At 59.6% G+C, this 19701-nt stretch carries 17 protein-coding genes; 10 read left to right on the forward strand and 7 right to left on the reverse strand.

Annotation, left to right across the window (positions count from 1 at the left end; translation table 11 throughout):
- Positions 1-25: 25 nt before the first annotated feature.
- Positions 26-1858: a sigma-54-dependent Fis family transcriptional regulator gene (locus AC07V4_RS07725; protein WP_492635321.1), complete on the reverse strand. Its 1833-nt coding sequence runs from the start codon at positions 1856-1858 to the stop codon at positions 26-28.
- Between the two features lie 264 nt (positions 1859-2122).
- Here AC07V4_RS07725 and AC07V4_RS07730 point away from each other — a divergent pair, with 264 nt between their 5' ends.
- Genes AC07V4_RS07730 through AC07V4_RS07755 form a run of 6 tightly spaced genes read left to right on the forward strand, consistent with a single transcriptional unit; the run spans position 2123 to position 8045 of the window.
- Complete coding sequence (locus tag AC07V4_RS07730) at positions 2123-3217, forward strand: ABC transporter ATP-binding protein (RefSeq protein WP_492635320.1); 1095 nt, start codon at positions 2123-2125, stop codon at positions 3215-3217.
- Positions 3217-4314, forward strand: a complete 1098-nt coding sequence (locus AC07V4_RS07735; RefSeq protein WP_492635319.1) for an ABC transporter ATP-binding protein — start codon at positions 3217-3219, stop codon at positions 4312-4314. The genes AC07V4_RS07730 and AC07V4_RS07735 overlap by 1 nt, the downstream gene beginning before the upstream one ends.
- On the forward strand, positions 4311-5177 hold the full coding sequence (locus tag AC07V4_RS07740) for a carbohydrate ABC transporter permease (RefSeq protein ID WP_431752498.1): 867 nt from the start codon (positions 4311-4313) through the stop codon (positions 5175-5177). Before AC07V4_RS07735 ends, AC07V4_RS07740 begins: the two co-directional genes overlap by 4 nt.
- A gap of 10 nt (positions 5178-5187) precedes the next feature.
- On the forward strand, positions 5188-5988 hold the full coding sequence (locus AC07V4_RS07745) for a carbohydrate ABC transporter permease (protein ID WP_017846707.1): 801 nt from the start codon (positions 5188-5190) through the stop codon (positions 5986-5988).
- A gap of 10 nt (positions 5989-5998) precedes the next feature.
- The gene (locus AC07V4_RS07750) at positions 5999-6271 is read left to right on the forward strand and encodes a DUF2160 domain-containing protein (RefSeq protein WP_431752497.1); all 273 of its coding nucleotides are present in this window, start codon (positions 5999-6001) and stop codon (positions 6269-6271) included.
- A gap of 31 nt (positions 6272-6302) precedes the next feature.
- Positions 6303-8045 carry an ABC transporter substrate-binding protein gene (locus AC07V4_RS07755; RefSeq protein ID WP_431752496.1) on the forward strand — a complete coding sequence of 581 codons (1743 nt, stop codon included), beginning with the start codon at positions 6303-6305 and terminating at the stop codon, positions 8043-8045.
- A gap of 49 nt (positions 8046-8094) precedes the next feature.
- Here the strand turns inward: AC07V4_RS07755 and AC07V4_RS07760 are convergent, their stop codons facing one another.
- The 5 genes from AC07V4_RS07760 to AC07V4_RS07780 all read right to left on the reverse strand — a co-directional run bounded on the left by AC07V4_RS07760 (position 8095) and on the right by AC07V4_RS07780 (position 14670).
- Positions 8095-9000, reverse strand: a complete 906-nt coding sequence (locus AC07V4_RS07760) for a class I SAM-dependent methyltransferase (protein ID WP_492635318.1) — start codon at positions 8998-9000, stop codon at positions 8095-8097.
- Positions 8997-10238, reverse strand: a complete 1242-nt coding sequence (locus AC07V4_RS07765) for a YcaO-like family protein (protein ID WP_492635317.1) — start codon at positions 10236-10238, stop codon at positions 8997-8999. Before AC07V4_RS07765 ends, AC07V4_RS07760 begins: the two co-directional genes overlap by 4 nt.
- Positions 10239-10287: 49 nt before the next feature.
- Entirely contained in the window at positions 10288-10410 is a 123-nt protein-coding gene (locus AC07V4_RS07770; RefSeq protein ID WP_492635316.1) for a hypothetical protein, read from the reverse strand.
- Between the two features lie 520 nt (positions 10411-10930).
- The gene (locus tag AC07V4_RS07775; protein ID WP_492635315.1) at positions 10931-14164 is read right to left on the reverse strand and encodes a DEAD/DEAH box helicase; all 3234 of its coding nucleotides are present in this window, start codon (positions 14162-14164) and stop codon (positions 10931-10933) included.
- Positions 14165-14238: 74 nt separating this feature from the next.
- Complete coding sequence (locus AC07V4_RS07780; protein ID WP_492635314.1) at positions 14239-14670, reverse strand: hypothetical protein; 432 nt, start codon at positions 14668-14670, stop codon at positions 14239-14241.
- A gap of 165 nt (positions 14671-14835) precedes the next feature.
- Here AC07V4_RS07780 and AC07V4_RS07785 point away from each other — a divergent pair, with 165 nt between their 5' ends.
- Positions 14836-15837, forward strand: a complete 1002-nt coding sequence (locus tag AC07V4_RS07785; RefSeq protein ID WP_492635313.1) for an ABC transporter substrate-binding protein — start codon at positions 14836-14838, stop codon at positions 15835-15837.
- Between the two features lie 131 nt (positions 15838-15968).
- Here the strand turns inward: AC07V4_RS07785 and AC07V4_RS07790 are convergent, their stop codons facing one another.
- Positions 15969-16757 carry an AraC family transcriptional regulator gene (locus AC07V4_RS07790; protein ID WP_431750290.1) on the reverse strand — a complete coding sequence of 263 codons (789 nt, stop codon included), beginning with the start codon at positions 16755-16757 and terminating at the stop codon, positions 15969-15971.
- Positions 16758-16842: 85 nt separating this feature from the next.
- Between AC07V4_RS07790 and AC07V4_RS07795 the strand changes: the two genes are divergently transcribed.
- The 3 genes from AC07V4_RS07795 to AC07V4_RS07805 all read left to right on the forward strand — a co-directional run bounded on the left by AC07V4_RS07795 (position 16843) and on the right by AC07V4_RS07805 (position 19620).
- A complete protein-coding gene (locus AC07V4_RS07795; protein WP_431750289.1) occupies positions 16843-17841 on the forward strand; it encodes a bile acid:sodium symporter family protein in 999 nt (332 codons plus the stop codon).
- A gap of 105 nt (positions 17842-17946) precedes the next feature.
- Positions 17947-18306, forward strand: coding sequence for a type 1 fimbrial protein (locus AC07V4_RS07800; protein ID WP_492635312.1), 360 nt, complete (start codon positions 17947-17949; stop codon positions 18304-18306).
- A gap of 123 nt (positions 18307-18429) precedes the next feature.
- The gene (locus AC07V4_RS07805; RefSeq protein WP_492635703.1) at positions 18430-19620 is read left to right on the forward strand and encodes a sugar transporter; all 1191 of its coding nucleotides are present in this window, start codon (positions 18430-18432) and stop codon (positions 19618-19620) included.
- The last annotated feature ends 81 nt before the right edge of the window (positions 19621-19701 follow it).

The following is a 19701-nucleotide window of genomic DNA, read 5'->3' on the forward strand; positions in this document are numbered from 1 at the left end:
GCTTGATTGATCACACCACGCGGGTTCAACGGTCGTTCTGGCGCAGGCGCTTGTACAGGGTATTGCGACTGACGCCCAGTTCCCGCGCCAGGTGGGAAATATTCCCGCCCGCGGCCTTCAAGCGTTGCGTCAGGTCGAGCCCGTCATCCAAGTGCTCATGGGGGGGCGGGGGCGAGGCATTTTTCAGATCCACGAAAAAGTCATCCGGCAGGTGTTCAGGGCGCACCGGTTGGTCCTCAGCCATCGCCAGTGCGACCTGCAACACGCTGCTGGCCTGGCGTAAATTCCCCGGCCACGGGTGCTGCCCGAACAACGCCAGCACCTCAACGCTCAAACCGGCACGTTGGTTCGGTTCACGGTGTTGCTGCCACAGTTGCTGGAACAACGCCTGTTTGTCGGTACGCTCACGCAGAGGCGGCAACTCCAGGGCAAGGCCGCCAATGCGGTAGTACAGATCCTCGCGAAACCGACCGGCCTGCACCCAATCCCTCAGTACGCGGTTAGTCGCCGAGATGATGCGCAGATCCACCGGGAACAGCTCGCTGCTGCCTACCGGTTGTACGCAGCGCTCCTGTAGCACCCGCAGCAAGCGGGCCTGGGTCGGCAGCGGCATATCGCCGATCTCATCGAGGAACAACGTGCCCTTGTCGGCCTTGCGGATCAGGCCGACGCTGCCTTTTTGATGGGCGCCGGTGAAGGCGCCTTTTTCATAACCGAACAGTTCCGACTCCACCAGCTCCGCAGGAATCGCCGCACAGTTCACCGCGATAAACGCCTGCTGGCTGCGGGAGCTGGCCAGGTGCAAGGCCTTGACGAACACCTCCTTGCCCACGCCGGTTTCGCCATGGATCAACAGGGGAATGTCCTTCTCCAGCAAACGCTCCGCCTGGCGCACGGCTTTCTCCACGCGGCTATCGCCGAAGTGCAGGGCCTTGAGGCCAATCACGGCGGGTTTTGCTGGCGCGGGCTCACGGGGTGCGCGATCACTGAAGACCCGCGCCTGCACCGGCATTTTCTTCGGGCGTTTCAACACGCATTGGAACCGATTGCGTCCCGCGGCCTGGAGCGAAAACGGCAACCCCTCCGGTTGGTTCAACAGCTCCAGCAATGACACCTTGAACAAGCTTTCAATCATCACCCGCGACAAGCTGAGGCCCAGCAAATTATCCGCGCGACGGTTGGCCGACAGTACCTGGCCGCTCTCATCAAAAATCAACAGCCCCGCCCATTGGCTGTCGAGGTTGTTCAGGCCGGTATTGAAGGTCAGTTGGAAATGCTCACCGTGAAACAGGTTGAGGATCAGCCGGTTTTCCACGGTCTGGCTCATCATCTTGACCATGCCCAGGGTGTGGGAGGGTGGCAGATAGCTGTCACTGGACACATCCAGCACCGCGATGATTTCACGCTGAGCATCGAAGATCGGCGCGGCCGAGCCGGTCATGAAACGATTGGCCTTGAGAAAGTGCTCGTCGTGTTCGATATGAACCGCCTGGGCACAGGCCAGTGCGGTGCCGATGGCATTGGTGCCGCTGGAGCGTTCCTGCCAGCTGGCGCCAGCGTTGAATCCTCGGGCCAGTTTCGGCTCGATGAAGCGCTGGGTGCCCCATGAGGTCAGGACCTGGCCCTGGTTATCGGCCAGCATGATCAGGCAATTGGAGTTGCTCAGGATGTTTTCGTAGTAGGGCAGTACTTCCTGGTGGGTGGTCTGCACTAGGGAATGCTGGCTCTCCAACAATTGGCTGATGCCTTCGGCGGGCAGCAGGTCGAAGCTGGGGGCGCTCTGGTGATCCAGGCCGAACGCGCGGCAACGGCGCCAGGATTCCTGGATAAGGGTGTCGTGAGCCAAGGGTTCGGCCATGGGGTGACCTTCTTTTTATTGTTATGGGGTCTTGCACACTCTAAAGGTTGGAACCAGGTCAATGTGTTCGTTAAATCGAGTTCGAAGAGTGTTGTTCAGAACTGTTCATTGTCAACCCAGGACCTGTTCAGTTGTTCAGTCTGAGTGTTCACTCCTGAACAGCCCATCCAGTCCATTCCCTTGCACATCAAACGCTTGCCGTTTTGGCACGAAACTCGCTCTGACACCTGGCCAGATTCATTCCAATAATAAAAAGGGCGTGTCATGTCATTGACCCTGGAACATGTGTCCCGCGTCGTCGAAGGTCAAACCTGGATCGACGACGCCAGCCTGCGCTTCGAAGCAGGTTCCTTCAACGTATTGCTCGGCCGCACGCTCTCCGGCAAAACCAGCCTGATGCGCTTGATGGCCGGCCTGGACAAGCCTGACAGCGGCCGCATCCTGATGAATGGCGTGGACGTCACGCAAAAACCGGTGCGCTTGCGCAACGTATCGATGGTGTACCAGCAATTCATCAACTACCCGACCATGACCGTGTTCGAAAACATCGCTTCGCCCTTGCGCCAGGCGGGGGTGTCCCACGAGCTGATCCAGAGCAAAGTGCTGGAAACCGCCAGGATGTTGCGCATCGAGAAGTTCCTGCAACGCCACCCGCTGGAGCTGTCCGGTGGTCAGCAGCAACGCACGGCCATGGCCCGTGCACTGGTAAAAGACGCCGAACTGATTCTGTTCGATGAGCCGCTGGTGAACCTGGACTACAAACTGCGCGAAGAACTGCGTCAGGAAATGCGCGAGTTGTTCAAGGCACGCCATACCATCGCCATCTACGCCACCACCGAACCCAATGAAGCGCTGGCCTTGGGTGGCACCACCACCATCCTCCATGAAGGCCGGGTGATCCAGAGCGGCAAGGCCGCCGAGGTGTACCACCAGCCGCAGACCGTGCTGGCCGCCGAACTGTTTTCCGAACCGCCGATCAACCTGATGCCCGGGCGCATCAGCGGCAACGAGGTGAGTTTCGCCAATTTCGTGCACTTCCCATTGAACGTCGACTTGCGCCCCATCGGCGAAGGCGAGTTCCGCTTTGGCGTGCGCCCCAGCCATATCAGCCTGGTGCCCAGCAACGACGATGACCTGGAACTGGCCGTGACTGTGGAAGTCGCTGAAATCAGCGGCTCGGAAACCTTCCTGCATGTGCGCAGTGAACATTTCCTGCTGGTGTTGCACCTGCCAGGGGTGCATGAGTACGACGTCGACGCACCGATCCGCGTGTACATCCCCACCCATAAACTATTTGTGTTCGATGGTCAGGGCTGTCTGCTCCAGGCGCCCGGGCGCCGCGTCGCGAGGGTTGCCTGATGGCCGAGATCCACTTGCAGAACCTGGCCCACAGCTACAGCCCTACGCCTATGGGGCCTGAGGACTACGCCATACGAGAGATGAACCACGTGTGGGAGCAGGGCGGCGCCTACGCCTTGCTCGGGCCGTCGGGCTGCGGCAAGTCGACCTTGCTCAATATCATTTCCGGCTTGCTCAGCCCATCTGAAGGCCAGGTGCTGTTTGACAGCCAGGTGGTCAACCAACTGACCCCGGAAAAACGCAACATCGCCCAGGTGTTCCAGTTCCCGGTGGTGTACGACACCATGAGCGTGTTCGACAACCTGGCATTCCCCCTACGCAACCAGGGCATGGCCGAGGCGAAAGTTCACAGCAAAGTGCAGGAAATCGCCGAAGTCCTCGATCTACAAAACCTGCTGAGTAAAAAAGCCCGCAACCTCAGCGCCGACGAAAAGCAGAAGGTCTCCATGGGTCGTGGCCTTGTGCGTGACGATGTGTCAGCGATCCTGTTCGATGAACCATTGACGGTGATCGACCCGCACCTCAAGTGGAAGCTGCGGCGCAAGCTCAAGCAGATTCATGAACAGTTCAATATCACCATGGTCTACGTCACCCACGACCAGCTTGAGGCGTCCACCTTCGCCGACAAGATTGCGGTGATGTACGGCGGGCAGATCGTGCAGTTCGGCACGCCCCGTGAGCTGTTCGAGCGGCCCAGCCACACCTTTGTCGGCTATTTCATCGGCAGCCCCGGGATGAATCTGGTCGAAGTGCAGGCCGAGGCGGGCGGTGTACGCTTTGCCGGGACGTTTCTGCCGTTGCCCGAGGCGTTGCAGCAACGCATTGCCGATACGGACTACAAGAAACTGCAGGTGGGGATTCGTCCGGAATTCATCCACGTGTGGGATGAGTACAACCCTGACGCCCTACAAGCCGATGTCGTTCATATCGAAGACCTTGGCACCTACAAGATCATGTCCCTCAACCTCGACGGCGCGCCCCTGAAAGTGCGCCTGGCCGAAGACAAACCGGTGCCCCAGACCGTGGCCTCCATCAGCTTTCCGGCCCAATGGCTGATGCTCTATGCCGACGACTACCTGCTGGAGGTGCTGCCATGAACAAGGTGCAGAACAACAAGGCCTGGTGGCTGGTGCTGCCGGTGTTCCTGCTGGTGGCATTCAGTGCGGTGATCCCGATGATGACCGTGGTCAATTACTCGGTGCAGGATATCTTCGACCAGTCCAGCCGCTACTTTGTCGGCGCCGACTGGTACAAGCAGGTACTGCTCGACCCGCGGCTGCATGACTCGCTGCTGCGCCAGTTCATCTACTCGGCCTGCGTGCTGTTGATCGAAATCCCACTGGGTATCGCCATTGCCCTGACGATGCCGGCCAAAGGCCGCTGGTCGTCGCTGGTGCTGATCATTCTCGCCATTCCGTTGCTGATTCCATGGAACGTGGTGGGCACCATCTGGCAGATCTTCGGCCGCGCCGATATCGGTCTGCTGGGTTCGACCCTCAATGCCATGGGCATCAGCTACAACTATGCGGCCAACACCATGGACGCCTGGGTCACCGTGCTGGTGATGGATGTATGGCACTGGACATCGTTGGTGGCGCTGCTGTGTTACTCGGGCCTGCGGGCCATCCCGGATGTGTACTACCAGGCTGCGCGGATTGATCGGGCCTCCGCCTGGGCAGTGTTCCGACATATCCAGTTGCCCAAGATGAAAAGCGTGCTGCTGATCGCGGTGATGCTGCGGTTCATGGACAGTTTCATGATCTACACCGAGCCCTTTGTCCTCACGGGGGGCGGGCCGGGTAACGCCACTACGTTCCTCAGCCAGACGCTGACCCAGATGGCCGTAGGCCAATTCGACCTGGGCCCGGCGGCGGCGTTTTCCCTGGTGTATTTCCTGATCATCCTGTTGGTGTCCTGGCTGTTCTACACCGCCATGACCCATTCCGATGCCAACCGCTGAGGCCGCCAACATGAGCAAGCGCAAGGTGATTCCACTGCTGATCTACATCCTGTTCCTGCTGGTGCCGATCTATTGGTTGTTGAACATGTCCTTCAAGAGCAACACCGAAATCCTCGGGGGGCTGACCCTGTTTCCGCAGGACTTCACCCTAGCCAACTACAAGGTGATTTTCACTGACCCGAGTTGGTATACCGGCTACCTCAACTCGTTGTACTACGTAAGCCTGAACACGTTGATCTCCCTGAGCGTGGCGTTGCCCGCGGCCTATGCGTTTTCACGCTACCGCTTCCTCGGTGACAAGCACTTGTTCTTCTGGCTGCTGACCAACCGCATGGCGCCACCGGCGGTGTTCTTGCTGCCGTTTTTCCAGCTGTATTCGTCCATTGGTCTGTTTGATACCCACATTGCCGTGGCCTTGGCCCATTGCCTGTTCAACGTACCGTTGGCGGTGTGGATTCTGGAGGGCTTCATGTCCGGCGTGCCCAAGGAAATCGACGAAACCGCCTACATCGACGGCTATAGCTTTCCCAAGTTTTTCGTGAAGATTTTTATCCCGCTGATTGGCTCGGGCATCGGCGTCACCGCATTTTTCTGCTTCATGTTTTCCTGGGTCGAGCTGTTACTGGCGCGCACCCTGACCTCGGTCAACGCCAAGCCCATCGCGGCGGTGATGACCCGCACGGTCTCGGCCTCGGGCATCGATTGGGGCGTGCTGGCAGCGGCAGGGGTGCTGACTATTTTGCCGGGCATGCTGGTGATCTGGTTTGTTCGCAACCACGTGGCCAAGGGCTTTGCCCTGGGCCGGGTCTGAGGAGTCGATGATGGAATGGATGGCCTGGACCACACCCACCGCGTTGTTCTTTGCAGCGATTGCTGTGTTGCTGGTGGGCATGACCACCTGGGAGTTGCGCTCGCCGAGCATTCCCCGGCGCGGTTTTCTGCCGATCAGCACCACCCGTGGTGATCGCTTGTTTATCGGTCTTCTCGGCAGCGCCTACCTGCATCTGCTGGTCATCGGCGTTACCGGCTGGAGCATCTGGGTGGCCACCGCGCTGTCCCTGGTGTGGCTGTTGTGTGTGATGCGTTGGGGCTAGTGCTCCTTTGAATACCAACCAGGAGGTCTCTATGTTCGATAAAAACAATAAGCTGCGACATAGCATTTCATTGGCTGCCGTACTGGCCCTCAGCGGTTTGAGCGCCACGGCCTGGGCTGATGCGTATGAAGATGCGGCAAAAAAATGGATCGGCAGTGAGTTCAAACCGTCCACACTCACCGACGCCCAACAGCTCGAAGAGTTGAAGTGGTTTATCAAGGCGTCGGAACCGTTCCGTGGGATGAAGATCAACGTGGTGTCGGAAACCCTCACCACCCACGAGTACGAATCCAAGGTGCTGGCCAAGGCCTTCAGCGAAATCACCGGCATTAAGTTGACCCACGATCTGCTGCAGGAAGGCGACGTGGTAGAGAAGCTGCAAACCCAGATGCAGTCCGACAAGAACATCTACGACGGCTGGGTTAACGATTCCGACTTGATCGGTACGCACTTTCGCTACGGCAAGACGGAGTCCATCACTGATCTGATGGCTAACGAAGGCAAGGACTACACCTCGCCGACCCTGGATCTGAAGGACTTTATCGGTTTGTCCTTCACCACTGCGCCGGACGGCAAGCTCTATCAACTGCCCGACCAACAGTTCGCCAACCTCTACTGGTTCCGCGCCGACTGGTTCGAGCGTGCGGATCTGAAAGCCCAGTTCAAGGCCAAGTACGGCTACGACCTCGGCGTGCCGGTGAACTGGTCGGCCTACGAAGACATCGCCAAATTCTTCAGCGAAGACGTCAAGGAAATTGACGGTAAGCGCATCTACGGGCACATGGACTACGGCAAGAAAGACCCGTCTTTGGGCTGGCGCTTCACCGATGCCTGGTTCTCCATGGCCGGTGGTGGTGATAAAGGTTTGCCCAACGGCCTGCCGGTGGACGAGTGGGGCATTCGCGTGGAGGACTGCCATCCGGTGGGCTCCAGCGTCACTCGTGGTGGCGACACCAACGGCCCGGCGGCCGTGTTCGCCACGCAAAAATATGTGGATTGGATGAAAGCCTATGCGCCACCGGAAGCGGCGGGCATGACCTTCTCCGAATCCGGCCCTGTACCGTCCCAGGGCAACATCGCCCAGCAGATCTTCTGGTACACCGCCTTCACCGCCGACATGACCAAACCGGGGTTGCCGGTGGTGAATGCCGACGGCACGCCGAAATGGCGCATGGCCCCGTCGCCACGCGGCCCGTATTGGGAGGAGGGCATGAAGCTGGGCTATCAGGATGTGGGCTCGTGGACCTTCATGAAGTCCACGCCCGAGAAACAAAAACTGGCAGCCTGGCTGTATGCGCAGTTCGTGACCTCGAAAACCGTGTCGCTGAAGAAAACCATCGTCGGCCTCACACCGATTCGTGAATCCGACATCAACTCCCAGGCCATGACCGACCTGGCGCCGAAACTGGGTGGCCTGGTGGAGTTCTATCGCAGCCCGGCCCGCGTGCAGTGGACCCCGACCGGCACCAACGTGCCGGACTACCCACGCCTGGCGCAACTGTGGTGGAGCAACATCGCTGCCGCCGCCAGCGGCGAGAAAACCCCGCAGCAGGCGCTGGATAACCTGGCCAAGGAACAGGACGCGATCATGACGCGCCTGGAACGCTCCAAGGTGCAGCCGGTGTGCGGTCCGAAAATGAACGAAGAACGGGATGCACAATACTGGTTCGACCAGCCGGGTGCGCCGAAGCCGAAACTGGCCAATGAGAAACCGAAAGGCGAGACGGTGGCTTACAGCGATCTGCTCAAGTCGTGGGAGGCGGCACGTAAGTAAGTGCATTCGGATTACAACGGCACGCTTGCGTGCCGTTCGAATACGTCAATCATGGGGAGCCGGGGTGAGGGCGGCTTATCAGGTAAAACTGGAACAGTTCAAGCTGACCCTCTCGAGCGGCAAGGCAGGACTCCAGGGTAAAGCCCAGTTCCTGGGTGACCCAGGGGATTGGCGGCAACACTGGCGTGTGACCGAAAATCAGGGCCAGACCGCCAGGCTTCAATGTGGTCAGCAAGGAACATAGCAAGATCTCGGCTTCGCGGCGGGTAACTACCTCGGTATTGAGAAATCGCAGGATCAACGCATCGCACGCGGTACGTTCAAAAGCAGCATGCGCTTGTCTGAAGCGCACGAGCGAACCCGCATGGTGCACTTGAGCATGACGGATCATGGAAGCCGATCGGTCTGACCCCAGGCATTGGCAGCGGGGCAACGCACGCGCCAGATGTGCAATCAACTCGCCGGTCGAGCAGGCCGGATCGTGAATCAGCGCCCCGGGCTTGAGGCGGTCACGCAGTACCTCGACGCAATGTTCGCGAAAATGCCTTTCGTCCACATTCAACTGGGCTGCTCGCTCATCGTCGCACTCCCAGAAACTGGATGGGCAGATGAATTCTTCGGCCTGTGGCCCCAGGGGTGGATAAGGGAAGCACACTTCACTTCGTGGGTGTTGATGGGCTTCGCTAAACGCAATTCGTTTGTCTTGTGGCGTACTGGCTTGATAGAACAGCGAGAGTCCGTCGTCGCTCCAATGCAGGTATTCAAGGGGGCCGAACAGCATCGAGGGGCGCAGGATACTGGTCAGGCGGCGCTGCCCAAGACCGTTGCGCAACGGCCGGTTTCGTCCAACCCAATGAGTGTTCCCCGTATTGAGCACAAACACCTGGGCCAGTCCGAACCCCTTCGGCTCTACATGGCGTTGCCAACGCCGTGAGTGATCGTTTTCAAACGTCATGCCATCACCTCCTGATGCTCGCCGCACAGACGCTTGCCCCTGGCTTGTGGCACCACGACATTACCGGTGGATACCAGGAAAAACCGTTCCAACCCAGGGATAGTCACATGGACGAGGGTGGTGCCCAGCTGGCTTTGAAACAGCGTACAGACACCGGGTATGAGTCCATGCCCGGCCAGGTTCTCCACCAGGCCGTTGATCTGCCCCTCCAGCCGCGAAGGATACTGGCGCTGCTGCAGTGTTACCCATTCGACAGGCCGCGCCATCAGGTGGCGGGTGTCAAAGTGCAGGCTGCGCTGCAAGCGTTTGAAACGGGCCAGGTGCCGCTGGGCATTGAGCAAATAACCGTGCAGTGGCGGTTCGCTTGCCAGCCATTTCAGCTGTGCCAGCTCGGTCAGGGCTCGCCAGGCTGCATGCATAGGGTCCAACGAAGTGCCAGTACCGTACACGGTGGGCAGCGTTGATGAGTTGGGAATGAAGGCCAGGCACGTGGTCGCGCAAAATTCGGTGCTGATATCCAGCAAGACGACTTGCGTGTTGAATTGTTGGTTCACGGCGAGCAAGGCGTCGTGGGCTTGCGGGCCGAGGCTGGTCGGAATGACTCGGCGCAGGGTGTACTGATGTTGATAGTAGAAGTGTTTCAACAGAAACAAAGAGAGAGCATCGCGCTCGATACTTTCGTTCAGTGCGTGCAGCACGGCCTCGTCATAGGTAGCACCGATAGCGGTGCCACTGTTGCTGGCGTAACGGCGTAGGGCACGCAGGTCGGTTGGATCATCGTGCAGTGGGTGCTCGCAGTAGCGGGGGCAGGTGAGGGCGAGTGGGTACGAAAAGAGCGGCCCATCAATCAAGCTGCGATAGCTGCGGCAGACGATACGCGCTTCCTGCTGTTTCACCAGCAATGACAAGGGCGAGTCATCGACAAACTGCGGATGGTTGGCAAAGTAACGGTAGGTTTGCCAGTGAAGCGGGGTGCTGTTCCACTCATCGCTCAAATAATGTTCGAGCGCTTCATACAACGCTCCTACGCTTGCGGCTATCGGGTCGCCCTTACCCGCGCCGCGTGCCACCTCCTTCGAGTCGGATGTATGCAAGCAGGTTTGCACACACACAATCTTGTCTCCCAGGGTGCGGCTGCTCGCGTGTAATCCCAGTTCATCCAGTTGGGCGAGAATTTGTTGATGAGCTTGCACCAAAGGCAGGCTGCGTTCCGGGGCTTTGATTGAATCCTTGTCCATGAGAATGGCTCCAGGGAAGGAGGAGAGGCGTTGCCTCTCCTCGACTCACTTACTCGGCTTCCAGCTCGGCCGTTTCGGTTTCAGTGAGTTGCAGGCTGTCGATGAAATCGTCGGCGCTGTCCTGGTTCAGCTGTTCCATCTCGGCGATTTTGTTGGCGTTTGCGCTAGCCATGTATCCCATGTTCAAACCCTCATTTTTATTGGATAGGTGAGTTGTGTGCCTTTGTTCGGCACAGCTGGAACCTATAAAAAAATGGTGAGCCAGGGCAAATGTCTCCTGTTGTTGCGACGCCTCTGGAGCAGGCTGCTGGAAATCAGTCGCCTCAATTTACGGGTTGACAGTTATTGCAGGTGTGACTGGGAGTCATGAGGGGACGGTTGTAGGACTGCCGCCTAGGGTGAGGTGAACAATGCGCTTGAGGTAGGTTGATTCTCCACGGATGTTGGGGCGAAGGAGTCCACGCCCCCATGGATTAGCCCTCCTATATTTACAGCGCACGTCGACTTTGCTCGCAAAATAAACGAGAGCACCGGGCGCGAGGTCTTTGAACCTTTGCCATCTTGCAGGATGCTCGCCGTATCTCTGGCCGGCGGCATAGGAGCGCCTGGCTGCTCCGTGCCATGGTCCTGCGAAGTTGTTCGGCGCAGACGATTGCCGGTACGCGCATCATCGATGTTTGAATCGTGCAACCTTAGGACGGGACCGGCTCCACCAACGTTCGTGGTACGAGTAAGTCCGTCACATCGCAGAATAACGGGCGATCACACCAGGCTGTACGGTCGCCAATCACATAAAAGCGCCGCTTGGCACGCGTAGCCGCAACGTTCAGCAGGTTCGGTTCACTCACCACCCAATCCCGTGCGCCGGGGTTTTCGCTGTCGCCACCCAGCACCATGATCACCACTGGTGCCTCCTTGCCCTGCATCGTATGGATGGTGCCGTATACCATCTTGCGTGGGAGCAGGTCTTTGAGGCGGTCCCGCACTGCCTGGAAAGGCGTGATGACACAGATATCGCTCGGCGGTACGCCATCTGCGCGAAGCCTGTCCAGCAAGCGTGTCAGGGCATCACCTTCTGCGGGCACCCAATTGCCCATCGATCGGCCGCTGGCTTGAACCCAACCCGTGGGCAAGCTGGCAGTGGTCTCTTTTTCTGCAGACGGAGGGCGAGTACCAAAGACCATGACACCGTCATAGGCGATCCGGTTAGCCAGGGCATACATCGGCCGGTCGCAACGGCGGTGAACCACCAACGGCAAACCCACCCAGCGTTTATCGTTGGCCGGACCCATCATTCGGCCCCATGGCGTTGCTTCATCTGCCAGGGTTTGTGCCGACTGACGGGTGGGAAGCCAGTGCTCGTCGACCCCGTAGCGGGTCCGCATATGTTCCAGCACTGCATCGGACACGGTGACAATCGGCTTGAGTTGCAAGGGATCGCCCACCAACACCGCACGTCGAGCCCGCCATAGCGCGCCCACGGCTGCTTGCGGTGTCGCCTGGCCGGCTTCATCGACCAGCAACCAACCAATGTCTCCTACGCCCAGCGAGCCGAACGAACGGGCGAACGACGCGAAGGTACTGCTCAACACCGGCACCAGCATGAACAACGACGCCCAGCTGGAGCGAATGGCGTCACGGGAGACACCGTGCCAGCGGCCGCCTTGCAGTACGCTGTTGATGAAATACAAGTTGGCGCGAATACGTTTGGCTTCCAGCTCGAAGAGGCATTGATGCAACTTGAGCGCCTGGATGAAGACCGCCGCACGTGCCTGTCGCCATCCCGGGATGGCCCAGGGTTCGAGCAGCTCGATGGCTTCACCGCGGCCAATAATGCCGTGTTTGAGCCATGCCAATAGATGGTCGGCTTTACAGGCTTTGGCTATTGCGCTGACGTTGTCTACCAGCTGGCTGTGACGTGACTGCAAGTGTGCCAGGGTGGCACTGGCCTCGTTACTCAGGCCCTCAAGTGTCTTGCGCTCACCCTCCAGGCGAAGGATGTCGCGCTTGATGCGCTCAAGGTTTTCTTGCGCAAGCGTCGAACGACTGCTGATCAGTTGCTCTGCCTGGTCCCAGCGGCGCTGTGCTCCCCAGAGGCTGAACAGGTTCTTTAAGAAACCCGGTGGGCTATGTCGGTGGGATTGCAGTTCGAGCAGGCACTGTTGCAGTTGTTCTTGCGCCGGTTTCAACTGAGCTTCGTCAACCTGGGCGAGGCGCCCATCGGTGTCTTTGAGCTTGCCGGACAACTGTTTCAGCGCATGAGCTTGTTCTGTGATCTGAAGGCGCAGGTCATTCAGCGTCGTGAGCTGAGCATTGATGCGCATGGCATCGGCGCTCAGCGCTTCGGCCCGTGACTTGGCCGCGTTATAGGCGGCCACTGCCTGTTTCCAGGTGTGCTGGCGTTGGGGAGTGGTCCGCACCACATCCGCCTGGGTTTTCAGCCAGCCCAGGAACCCACGGGGTGTCGGTTCTTCTGCGTCATCCGGCACTTCGTCCGACTCCGACTCATTGGCCTCCTGCTCGTCTTCGAGCGCTTCGGCGTCTTGGGCGGTCATCCAGTCATTTTTGTCGTCGACAGCACTGCCGGCTTTGGGCTTGCTGGGCGGGGTGCCGTAGAAGTAGCGGCTGATGAAGGTGTTACGCCGGGCCTTGCTGCCCAGCGCGGCGGAAATCAGGGCCCAGGCAGGTTTACCACTGACCAGTTCACCCAGGTCGCTGAAGTAGTCCGCATCGGGCAACCAACCAGGGTCGATCTTGTCCCGTTGCGGCAGTTCCAGGGTGACGTTTTCAACGGCGCCGTTGTTGGACGACGCCAGAATGATTTCAAAGCCCAACAGGGCAGGGTTGAGCTTATAGACGTTTTGGGCATCGGTACCGTCGCCCATTTTTTCTGGCATGGCATCGACAAAGGCATCAGAAGCACGTGCCAGGCCAGCCAGGACGTCGGCACGCTGGGTCACTACCGCTGCAATCAGATCTCGCAGCAACGTGGTTTTCCCGGTGCCGGGAGGGCCGTTGATGCCGAGTATCCCTTCGCCCTCCGCCAGCGTGCCGAGAAGGGTGTTGACGGCCAGTTGCTGTGAATGCACCAGCCCTAGATGATGTTCGGCAGGCCAACACCCGGCGGCGTAATGCTGGGGCGTCAAACGCTCGATAACGGCCAGGCTGGCATCGTCATCGTCCACGTGCAGCCGGGGTTCAGGGGCATGTCGAGAAAGGTACTGGGTCAGCGGTCGGCTCGATATGCCTTTTCGCAGGCTGTCTGACACATCGGCCAGGTCTGCGAGCAAAAAACTGTTGAGCGGATCGTCTTCCTGCTCGGGTTTCTTCACCTTGATCGGTGTGGAGCGCCAGCGGTGGTGAAGCAACGCCTGGTCCGGGAAAAACGTCTGAAGGCCCAGGAAATCGCGTATGTGAGCGGTCAGTTGGTGCAGGGTAGCGGCTTCAACACGGCCGCCCATCAGTGTCTTGATGTTTTCCCGCAGGCATTTCTGATCTTCGTCGAAGCCTCTGGTCCAGTCGCGGCCAGCCAACGCTCGGCCAAGGAACCAGGCTTCACTGGAGAGCACCAGGCTGTCCTGCACCATCAGCCCCTGTGCGGTGAACTTCAAGGCAAAGAGTGCGGACTCGCGGCTTTTTGGCTTTTCCTTATAGCCCTGGTCGGCACCGTACAGTTGCTTTAGTTTCTCGGCGACGGTTCGGCTGTCATACAGATGGGCGAAGAGGGTATGGCTCCAGACCCTTTTGTCAGGCACCTGCTGGTGGGCGACGGGGCTGGCGTCAGACCAAGGCATGACGGGACGGGCCGCGTTGACATCGTGGAAAAACGACGAAAACAGGCTGTCTCGCGTCTGGATCTTGGGGGCCGCCTGGGGTTGCAGCAGCTCAACGGCATGCCAGTAGCGGGTGATGCTTTCTTGACTCATCAACTTCATTCCTTCGTGTTTGACGCCGAGTCATCCCTGTTCGGCGGGCAGTCTACGCGCTCAGTGCGCCCTTATCAGGCGGCCGACTGCGGTAACAACTGCAAGTGTCCTTCCATATCCCTGACCAACCCACTGGCCAAAAAAAGCGGCGCAAGGCGCTTGTGCAGTTGCGGCTCAACAAACTCTTTCACCGTATCCAGCACCAACACGCCGCTGAGTGGCAACTCGGCCTTGGTGTACGACAGCCATGCCTTCTTCAGCATCTGCAACACATCGCTGCCCGACGTGGAAGCAAAGCGGCGGTGGCTGGGTTTGCCGTCGAAGTGGAAGGTGTGCTGAAACGCGTAGCCGGTTTCATCGCCATTGGCAGCCGCGCACCTTACGCAGGTGCACGGGCCGTCGCCGAACGCGCTGCGCAGGTAGGCGTTGAAGTCCACCACGGGTTTGAGTGACAGGCGCTTATCGACCTCGAACAGGTCTCCGGTCATTTTTTCGTCAGTGTTCAACGTCCATTTCCTCGCAGGTTCAGCGGTTTTTCAAAGCGCGGAACAATACCAGCCGAACGGGGTTTTGGGGATTATTTGCATAACAATAGATCCCGATATTCTTTTCCTGTCTTAAAAATCGCCGCTAGGCTCCATCACCTTCTTAAAAACGCGGCAGATTCCTACATGACTTTCAAGCGTTCCTCCCTGGCTCTCCTGGCGGCTGCGACGGCCATGATCAGTCTCGGCGCCCAGGCCGAAGGCAAGATCAGCATCGCGCAGCAATTCGGCATCGGCTACCTGATCCTCGATGTAGTGCGCGACCAGCACCTGATCGAAAAACACGGTAAGGAACAGGGCCTGGATATCCAGGTGGAATGGAACAGTATTTCCGGCGCCACCGCGATGAACGAGTCGTTGCTGGCCGGCGCCTTGGATATCGTGTCGGCCGGTGTGCCGCCCATGCTCACCTTGTGGGATCGCACCAAGGGCAAGCAGAACGTCAAGGCTATCGCCTCCCTCGGCTCGATGCCCAACTACCTGCTGACCAACAACCCCAACGTGAAGACCCTCAAGGACTTTACCGAGAAAGACCGCATTGCCGTACCTGCCGCCGGCGTGGGCTTCCAGTCGCGTACCTTGCAGATCGAAACCGCCAAGCAGTTCGGCGACGCCCATTACAAGAAGTTCGACGACATCTCCATCAGCCTGGCCCACCCCGACGCCACGGCGGCGTTGATTGCCGGTGGTTCGGAGATCAACGCGCACTTTTCCAGCCCGCCGTTCCAGTATCAGGAACTGTTGAACCCTAACGTGCACAAGGTGCTCAGTTCCTACGACATCCTTGGCGGCCAGGCTTCGTTCAACGTGCTCTATACCACGCAGAAGTTCCACGACGAAAACCCCAAGACCTACAAGGCGTTCTATGCCGCGCTGGCCGAGGCCGAGCAGATTATCAAGGCCGACAAGCCGGCTGCCGCCAAAACGTATATCCGCGTAGAGCAATCCAAGCTGCCGTTGGACCTGGTGGAGAAAATCGTCCAGGACCCGGAGATCGACTTTACCATCGTGCCCCAGCGCACCTTTATCTATGCCGAGAAACTGCAGGAACTGGGCGTGCTGAAAAACAAAGCCGCCAGCTGGAAGGACTACTTCTTCGAAGAGGCCCATGGCGGCAATGGCAGCTAACCGGCCGCACTCGGTCAATGTGGGAGGGGGCTTGCCCCCGATGAGGGACTGTCAGTTGAAACATCCATGACTGACACACCACTATCGGGAGCAAGCCTCTCCCACCATTGAATCTTTGTTGATCTGGCAGATCAGCGGAAGAACTCGCCGGGGGTAGCCTCGAACTGCTGGCGAAACGCATTGATAAACGCCGACGTCGATTCATACCCACACCCCAGCGCTACATCCGTCACACGCTCGCCCTGCTCCAGGGCGGGCAGGGCGCTCAGCAGGCGCAGGCGCTGGCGCCAGGCGCGAAAGGTCAGGCCCGTGTCGCTGAGGAACAAGCGGCTGAGGGTTTTCTCGCTGACCCCCAATTTCTCGCTCCAGTGTCCCAGCGTGGTCTGCTGCTCAGGGTGCAGGTTCAAACTGCGGTAGATCTGCCGCAAGCGTGGATCGTGAGGCAGGGGCAGCATCAAATCCACCTGCGGGGCAGCGGCGAGTTGGTCAAGGACGACTTGGGCCAGGCGCCCATCCGGCCCATCCTCGGCGTATTCCACCGGCAGTTCGCTGAAGCTGCGGATCAACTCGCGCAATAAGCTGCTCACCTCCAACACCTGACAACGTTCGGCTGCCCAGCTCGTAACGCTGCAATCCAGGTACAAACTGCGCATTTCGGTATGGGGCGAACTGAACACCCGGTGCGGCACGCCGGCGGGAATCCACACCGCACGTTGGGGCGGAGCGACGAAACGCCCGACGCTGGTCTGAATTTCCAACACCCCGGAAATCGCATAGGAGAGCTGCACCCACGGGTGGCTGTGCCGGCGCGTCAAGGCGCGGTTGGGCAGGGATTCGGTGCGGCCATACACCGGCCGAGGCAGGCTGGAGAGCCCGGGCACGCTGCGGCGCACGGTTTTATCATGTCCTTTAGGCGGCATTTACTGGCTCATTGGCGTTAGTCGGTAACAAGCAGTTACGTTAGAGTCGCGACGATGCGTTTTGCAACCCCCGGACGATTTGCTTATGACCCGCCCACGCTTTCTGCCTGACAACTTCACCCTGACCCTGGTGGCCACGGTAATCATCGCTTCCCTGCTACCCGCCAGCGGCCAGACCGCCGTGGCGTTCGGCTGGGTGACCAACCTGGCCATTGCGCTGCTGTTTTTCCTGCATGGCGCCAAATTGTCGCGCCAGGCCATCGTTGCCGGTGCCGGCCATTGGCGCCTGCACTTGCTGGTGTTCAGCCTGACCTTCGTGCTGTTCCCGTTGTTGGGCCTGGCGCTCAAGCCGCTGCTGTCGCCGTTGATCGGCAAAGACCTGTACATGGGCATGCTGTACCTCTGCGCGTTGCCGGCCACGGTGCAATCGGCGATCGCCTTTACCTCGCTGGCTCGGGGCAATATCCCGGCGGCGATTTGCAGCGCGGCGGCGTCCAGCCTGTTCGGTATCTTCCTCACGCCGTTACTGGTGACGCTGTTGCTCAATGTGCACGGCGATGGCGGCTCCACCGTCGACGCGATCCTGAAAATCAGCGTGCAACTGCTGCTGCCGTTTGTTGCCGGGCAGATTGCCCGCCGCTGGATCGGCGAGTGGGTAGGGCGCAACAAATCCTGGCTCAAGTTCGTCGATCAGGGTTCGATTTTGCTGGTGGTGTATGGCGCGTTCAGCGAAGCGGTCAACGAAGGCATCTGGCATCAGATCCCACTGTGGGAGCTGGGCGGCCTGGTCGTCGCTTGCTGCGTGTTGCTGGGCTTGGTGCTGGTGGCATCCACGGTGTTGGGCAAGGTGTTCGGCTTCAACCAGGAAGACCGCATCACCATCTTGTTCTGCGGCTCGAAGAAAAGCCTGGCCACCGGCGTACCCATGGCCCAGGTGCTGTTCGCCGGGGCGACCATGGGCGTGCTGATCCTGCCATTGATGCTGTTTCACCAGATCCAGCTGATGGTCTGTGCAGCCTTGGCCCAGCGTTATGCCAAGCGGCCGGAAAGCATTCCCGAGCTGATGGGGCAAGTGGACCCGTAAAGTAGCGCCGCAGGGCTATCAGGCGATCCTGAAAACGACGAAACCGCTCAAGTCTGCGCGCAAACGGGCGATGACCTTCTTAAGAACCCAAGAAGGAGCGTCGTCATGAACGTTACACGTTTGTCAGTGGTTACCGGCTTCCTGGTGGTATGGGCGGGGGCGTGCTTGGCGGCACCGTCGGGTGTCATTCACTTTCACGGCAGCATTGTCGAGCCGGGTTGCAATTCCGCCACGCTGGGCGGCTCGACAGTCGCGTTCAATGCATGTCCACAGGCCATGCGCGGCAGCCGGTTAGAGGTTCAGCCCGTGCGCAGCGTACAGGCGCTGGGCAACGCGACGGCCAACGTCAAGTTGGTGGCCGACAGCGGTAGCGGGCGTTATTACGACCAGCGGTATGTGGTGGTGGATGCCCGTGGAAAGCCGATTCAGTCGGGGGCCTACATCGTCACCGTCACCTCGCCTTGATGAAACTGATGGTTCTTTGATCGGGATCAGCGCCAACAGGCCGCCGAGAAACCTATAGAATGCTCGGTGGCGGCGCTTGTCCTGGGTGACCGCTCGATCACCGTCGGAGTACCGCGCCATTCCATGAGCCTTTCAGCCGCCACCCCCCAAGCCAACTGGCAACCGGTCATCGCCCTCGCGCTGGCCGCCTTTGTGTTCAACACCACCGAATTTGTCCCCGTCGGGTTGCTCAGCGCCATCGGCGCCAGCTTCGACATGCCCATCGCCAGCGTTGGGCTGATGCTCACCATCTATGCCTGGATCGTGTCCTTGACCTCGTTGCCGGTGATGCTGCTGACCCGCAACGTCGAGCGGCGCAAATTGCTCATTGTGTTGTTCGGCCTGTTTATCGCCAGCCATATCCTCTCCAGCGTTGCCACCAGCTTCGGACTCCTGATGCTCAGTCGTATCGGCATTGCCTTGTCCCATGCGTTGTTCTGGTCGATCACCGCGTCCCTTGCAGTGCGCCTGGCGCCGGAAGGCAAGCAGGTGCAAGCCCTCGGCCTGCTGGCCACCGGCACGTCCCTGGCGATGGTGCTGGGCATTCCCCTCGGGCGTTTGCTCGGTGAAGCCATGGGCTGGCGCACCACGTTCCTGGTCATCGGTGCCTTCGCGGCTGCCCTGGTGTTCTGGCTGGCGCGCACTTTGCCGCTGTTGCCGAGCCAGAACTCCGGCTCGCTGCGCAGCCTGCCGTTGCTGTTCAAGCGTCCGGCGCTGGTGGCGCTCTACGTGCTCACCGCCATGACGGTGACGGCGCAATTCACCGCCTACAGCTACATCGAGCCCTTCGTTGAGGGCGTGGCGGGCATGAGCGGAAATGCTGTCACGCTGATCCTGCTGGTGTTCGGCGGCGCCGGCATCATCGGTTCGTTGTTGTTCAGTCTGGTGCACCGTTTCAACCCCCATCTGTTCGTGGTCGGGGCGGTGTTCCTGCTGGCGGCGTGCCTGGCCTTGCTGCTGCCGCTGAGTGGCGCCGAGTCTTATCTTGTCGGGCTCAGCGTGTTCTGGGGTATCGCGATCATGGGCTTTGGCTTGGCCATGCAGTCCAAAGTGCTGGTGCTGGCACCGGACGCCACCGACGTGGCCATGGCGATGTTCTCCGGCATCTACAACATCGGCATCGGCGGCGGTGCCCTGATGGGCAGTTGGGTCGGCAGCCACTTCGGCTTCGCCTGGATCGGCGCGGCGGGTGGGTTGTTGGCGGCGGTTGCACTGATCGGTTATTGCCTGGCAATTCGTCGGTTTGGGCAGGGAGGCACGCACACGCCGAGCTGAACGATCCTCATCCCCCGTTGTCCCCGCTTCCCATGTCACCCCCCGCCTGTCAAATCCCTTAATTTTCCAAGCCTGCCGGAA

Source organism: Pseudomonas sp. GW821-FHT03A09, from assembly GCF_059421065.1.

Excerpts from the sequence above, each read along its gene's own strand:
- AC07V4_RS07725 (WP_492635321.1), bottom strand. The coding sequence starts at position 1,858 with ATGGCCGAACCCTTGGCTCACGACACCCTTATCCAGGAATCCTGGCGC.
- AC07V4_RS07735 (WP_492635319.1), top strand. The coding sequence starts at position 3,217 with ATGGCCGAGATCCACTTGCAGAACCTGGCCCACAGCTACAGCCCTACG.
- AC07V4_RS07790 (WP_431750290.1), bottom strand. The coding sequence starts at position 16,757 with ATGCCGCCTAAAGGACATGATAAAACCGTGCGCCGCAGCGTGCCCGGG.
- AC07V4_RS07800 (WP_492635312.1), top strand. The coding sequence starts at position 17,947 with ATGAACGTTACACGTTTGTCAGTGGTTACCGGCTTCCTGGTGGTATGG.
- AC07V4_RS07740 (WP_431752498.1), top strand. The coding sequence starts at position 4,311 with ATGAACAAGGTGCAGAACAACAAGGCCTGGTGGCTGGTGCTGCCGGTG.
- AC07V4_RS07765 (WP_492635317.1), bottom strand. The coding sequence starts at position 10,238 with ATGGACAAGGATTCAATCAAAGCCCCGGAACGCAGCCTGCCTTTGGTG.
- AC07V4_RS07760 (WP_492635318.1), bottom strand. The coding sequence starts at position 9,000 with ATGACGTTTGAAAACGATCACTCACGGCGTTGGCAACGCCATGTAGAG.
- AC07V4_RS07745 (WP_017846707.1), top strand. The coding sequence starts at position 5,188 with ATGAGCAAGCGCAAGGTGATTCCACTGCTGATCTACATCCTGTTCCTG.
- AC07V4_RS07795 (WP_431750289.1), top strand. The coding sequence starts at position 16,843 with ATGACCCGCCCACGCTTTCTGCCTGACAACTTCACCCTGACCCTGGTG.
- AC07V4_RS07805 (WP_492635703.1), top strand. The coding sequence starts at position 18,430 with ATGAGCCTTTCAGCCGCCACCCCCCAAGCCAACTGGCAACCGGTCATC.
- AC07V4_RS07785 (WP_492635313.1), top strand. The coding sequence starts at position 14,836 with ATGACTTTCAAGCGTTCCTCCCTGGCTCTCCTGGCGGCTGCGACGGCC.
- AC07V4_RS07730 (WP_492635320.1), top strand. The coding sequence starts at position 2,123 with ATGTCATTGACCCTGGAACATGTGTCCCGCGTCGTCGAAGGTCAAACC.
- AC07V4_RS07770 (WP_492635316.1), bottom strand. The coding sequence starts at position 10,410 with ATGGCTAGCGCAAACGCCAACAAAATCGCCGAGATGGAACAGCTGAAC.
- AC07V4_RS07750 (WP_431752497.1), top strand. The coding sequence starts at position 5,999 with ATGGAATGGATGGCCTGGACCACACCCACCGCGTTGTTCTTTGCAGCG.
- AC07V4_RS07775 (WP_492635315.1), bottom strand. The coding sequence starts at position 14,164 with ATGAGTCAAGAAAGCATCACCCGCTACTGGCATGCCGTTGAGCTGCTG.
- AC07V4_RS07755 (WP_431752496.1), top strand. The coding sequence starts at position 6,303 with ATGTTCGATAAAAACAATAAGCTGCGACATAGCATTTCATTGGCTGCC.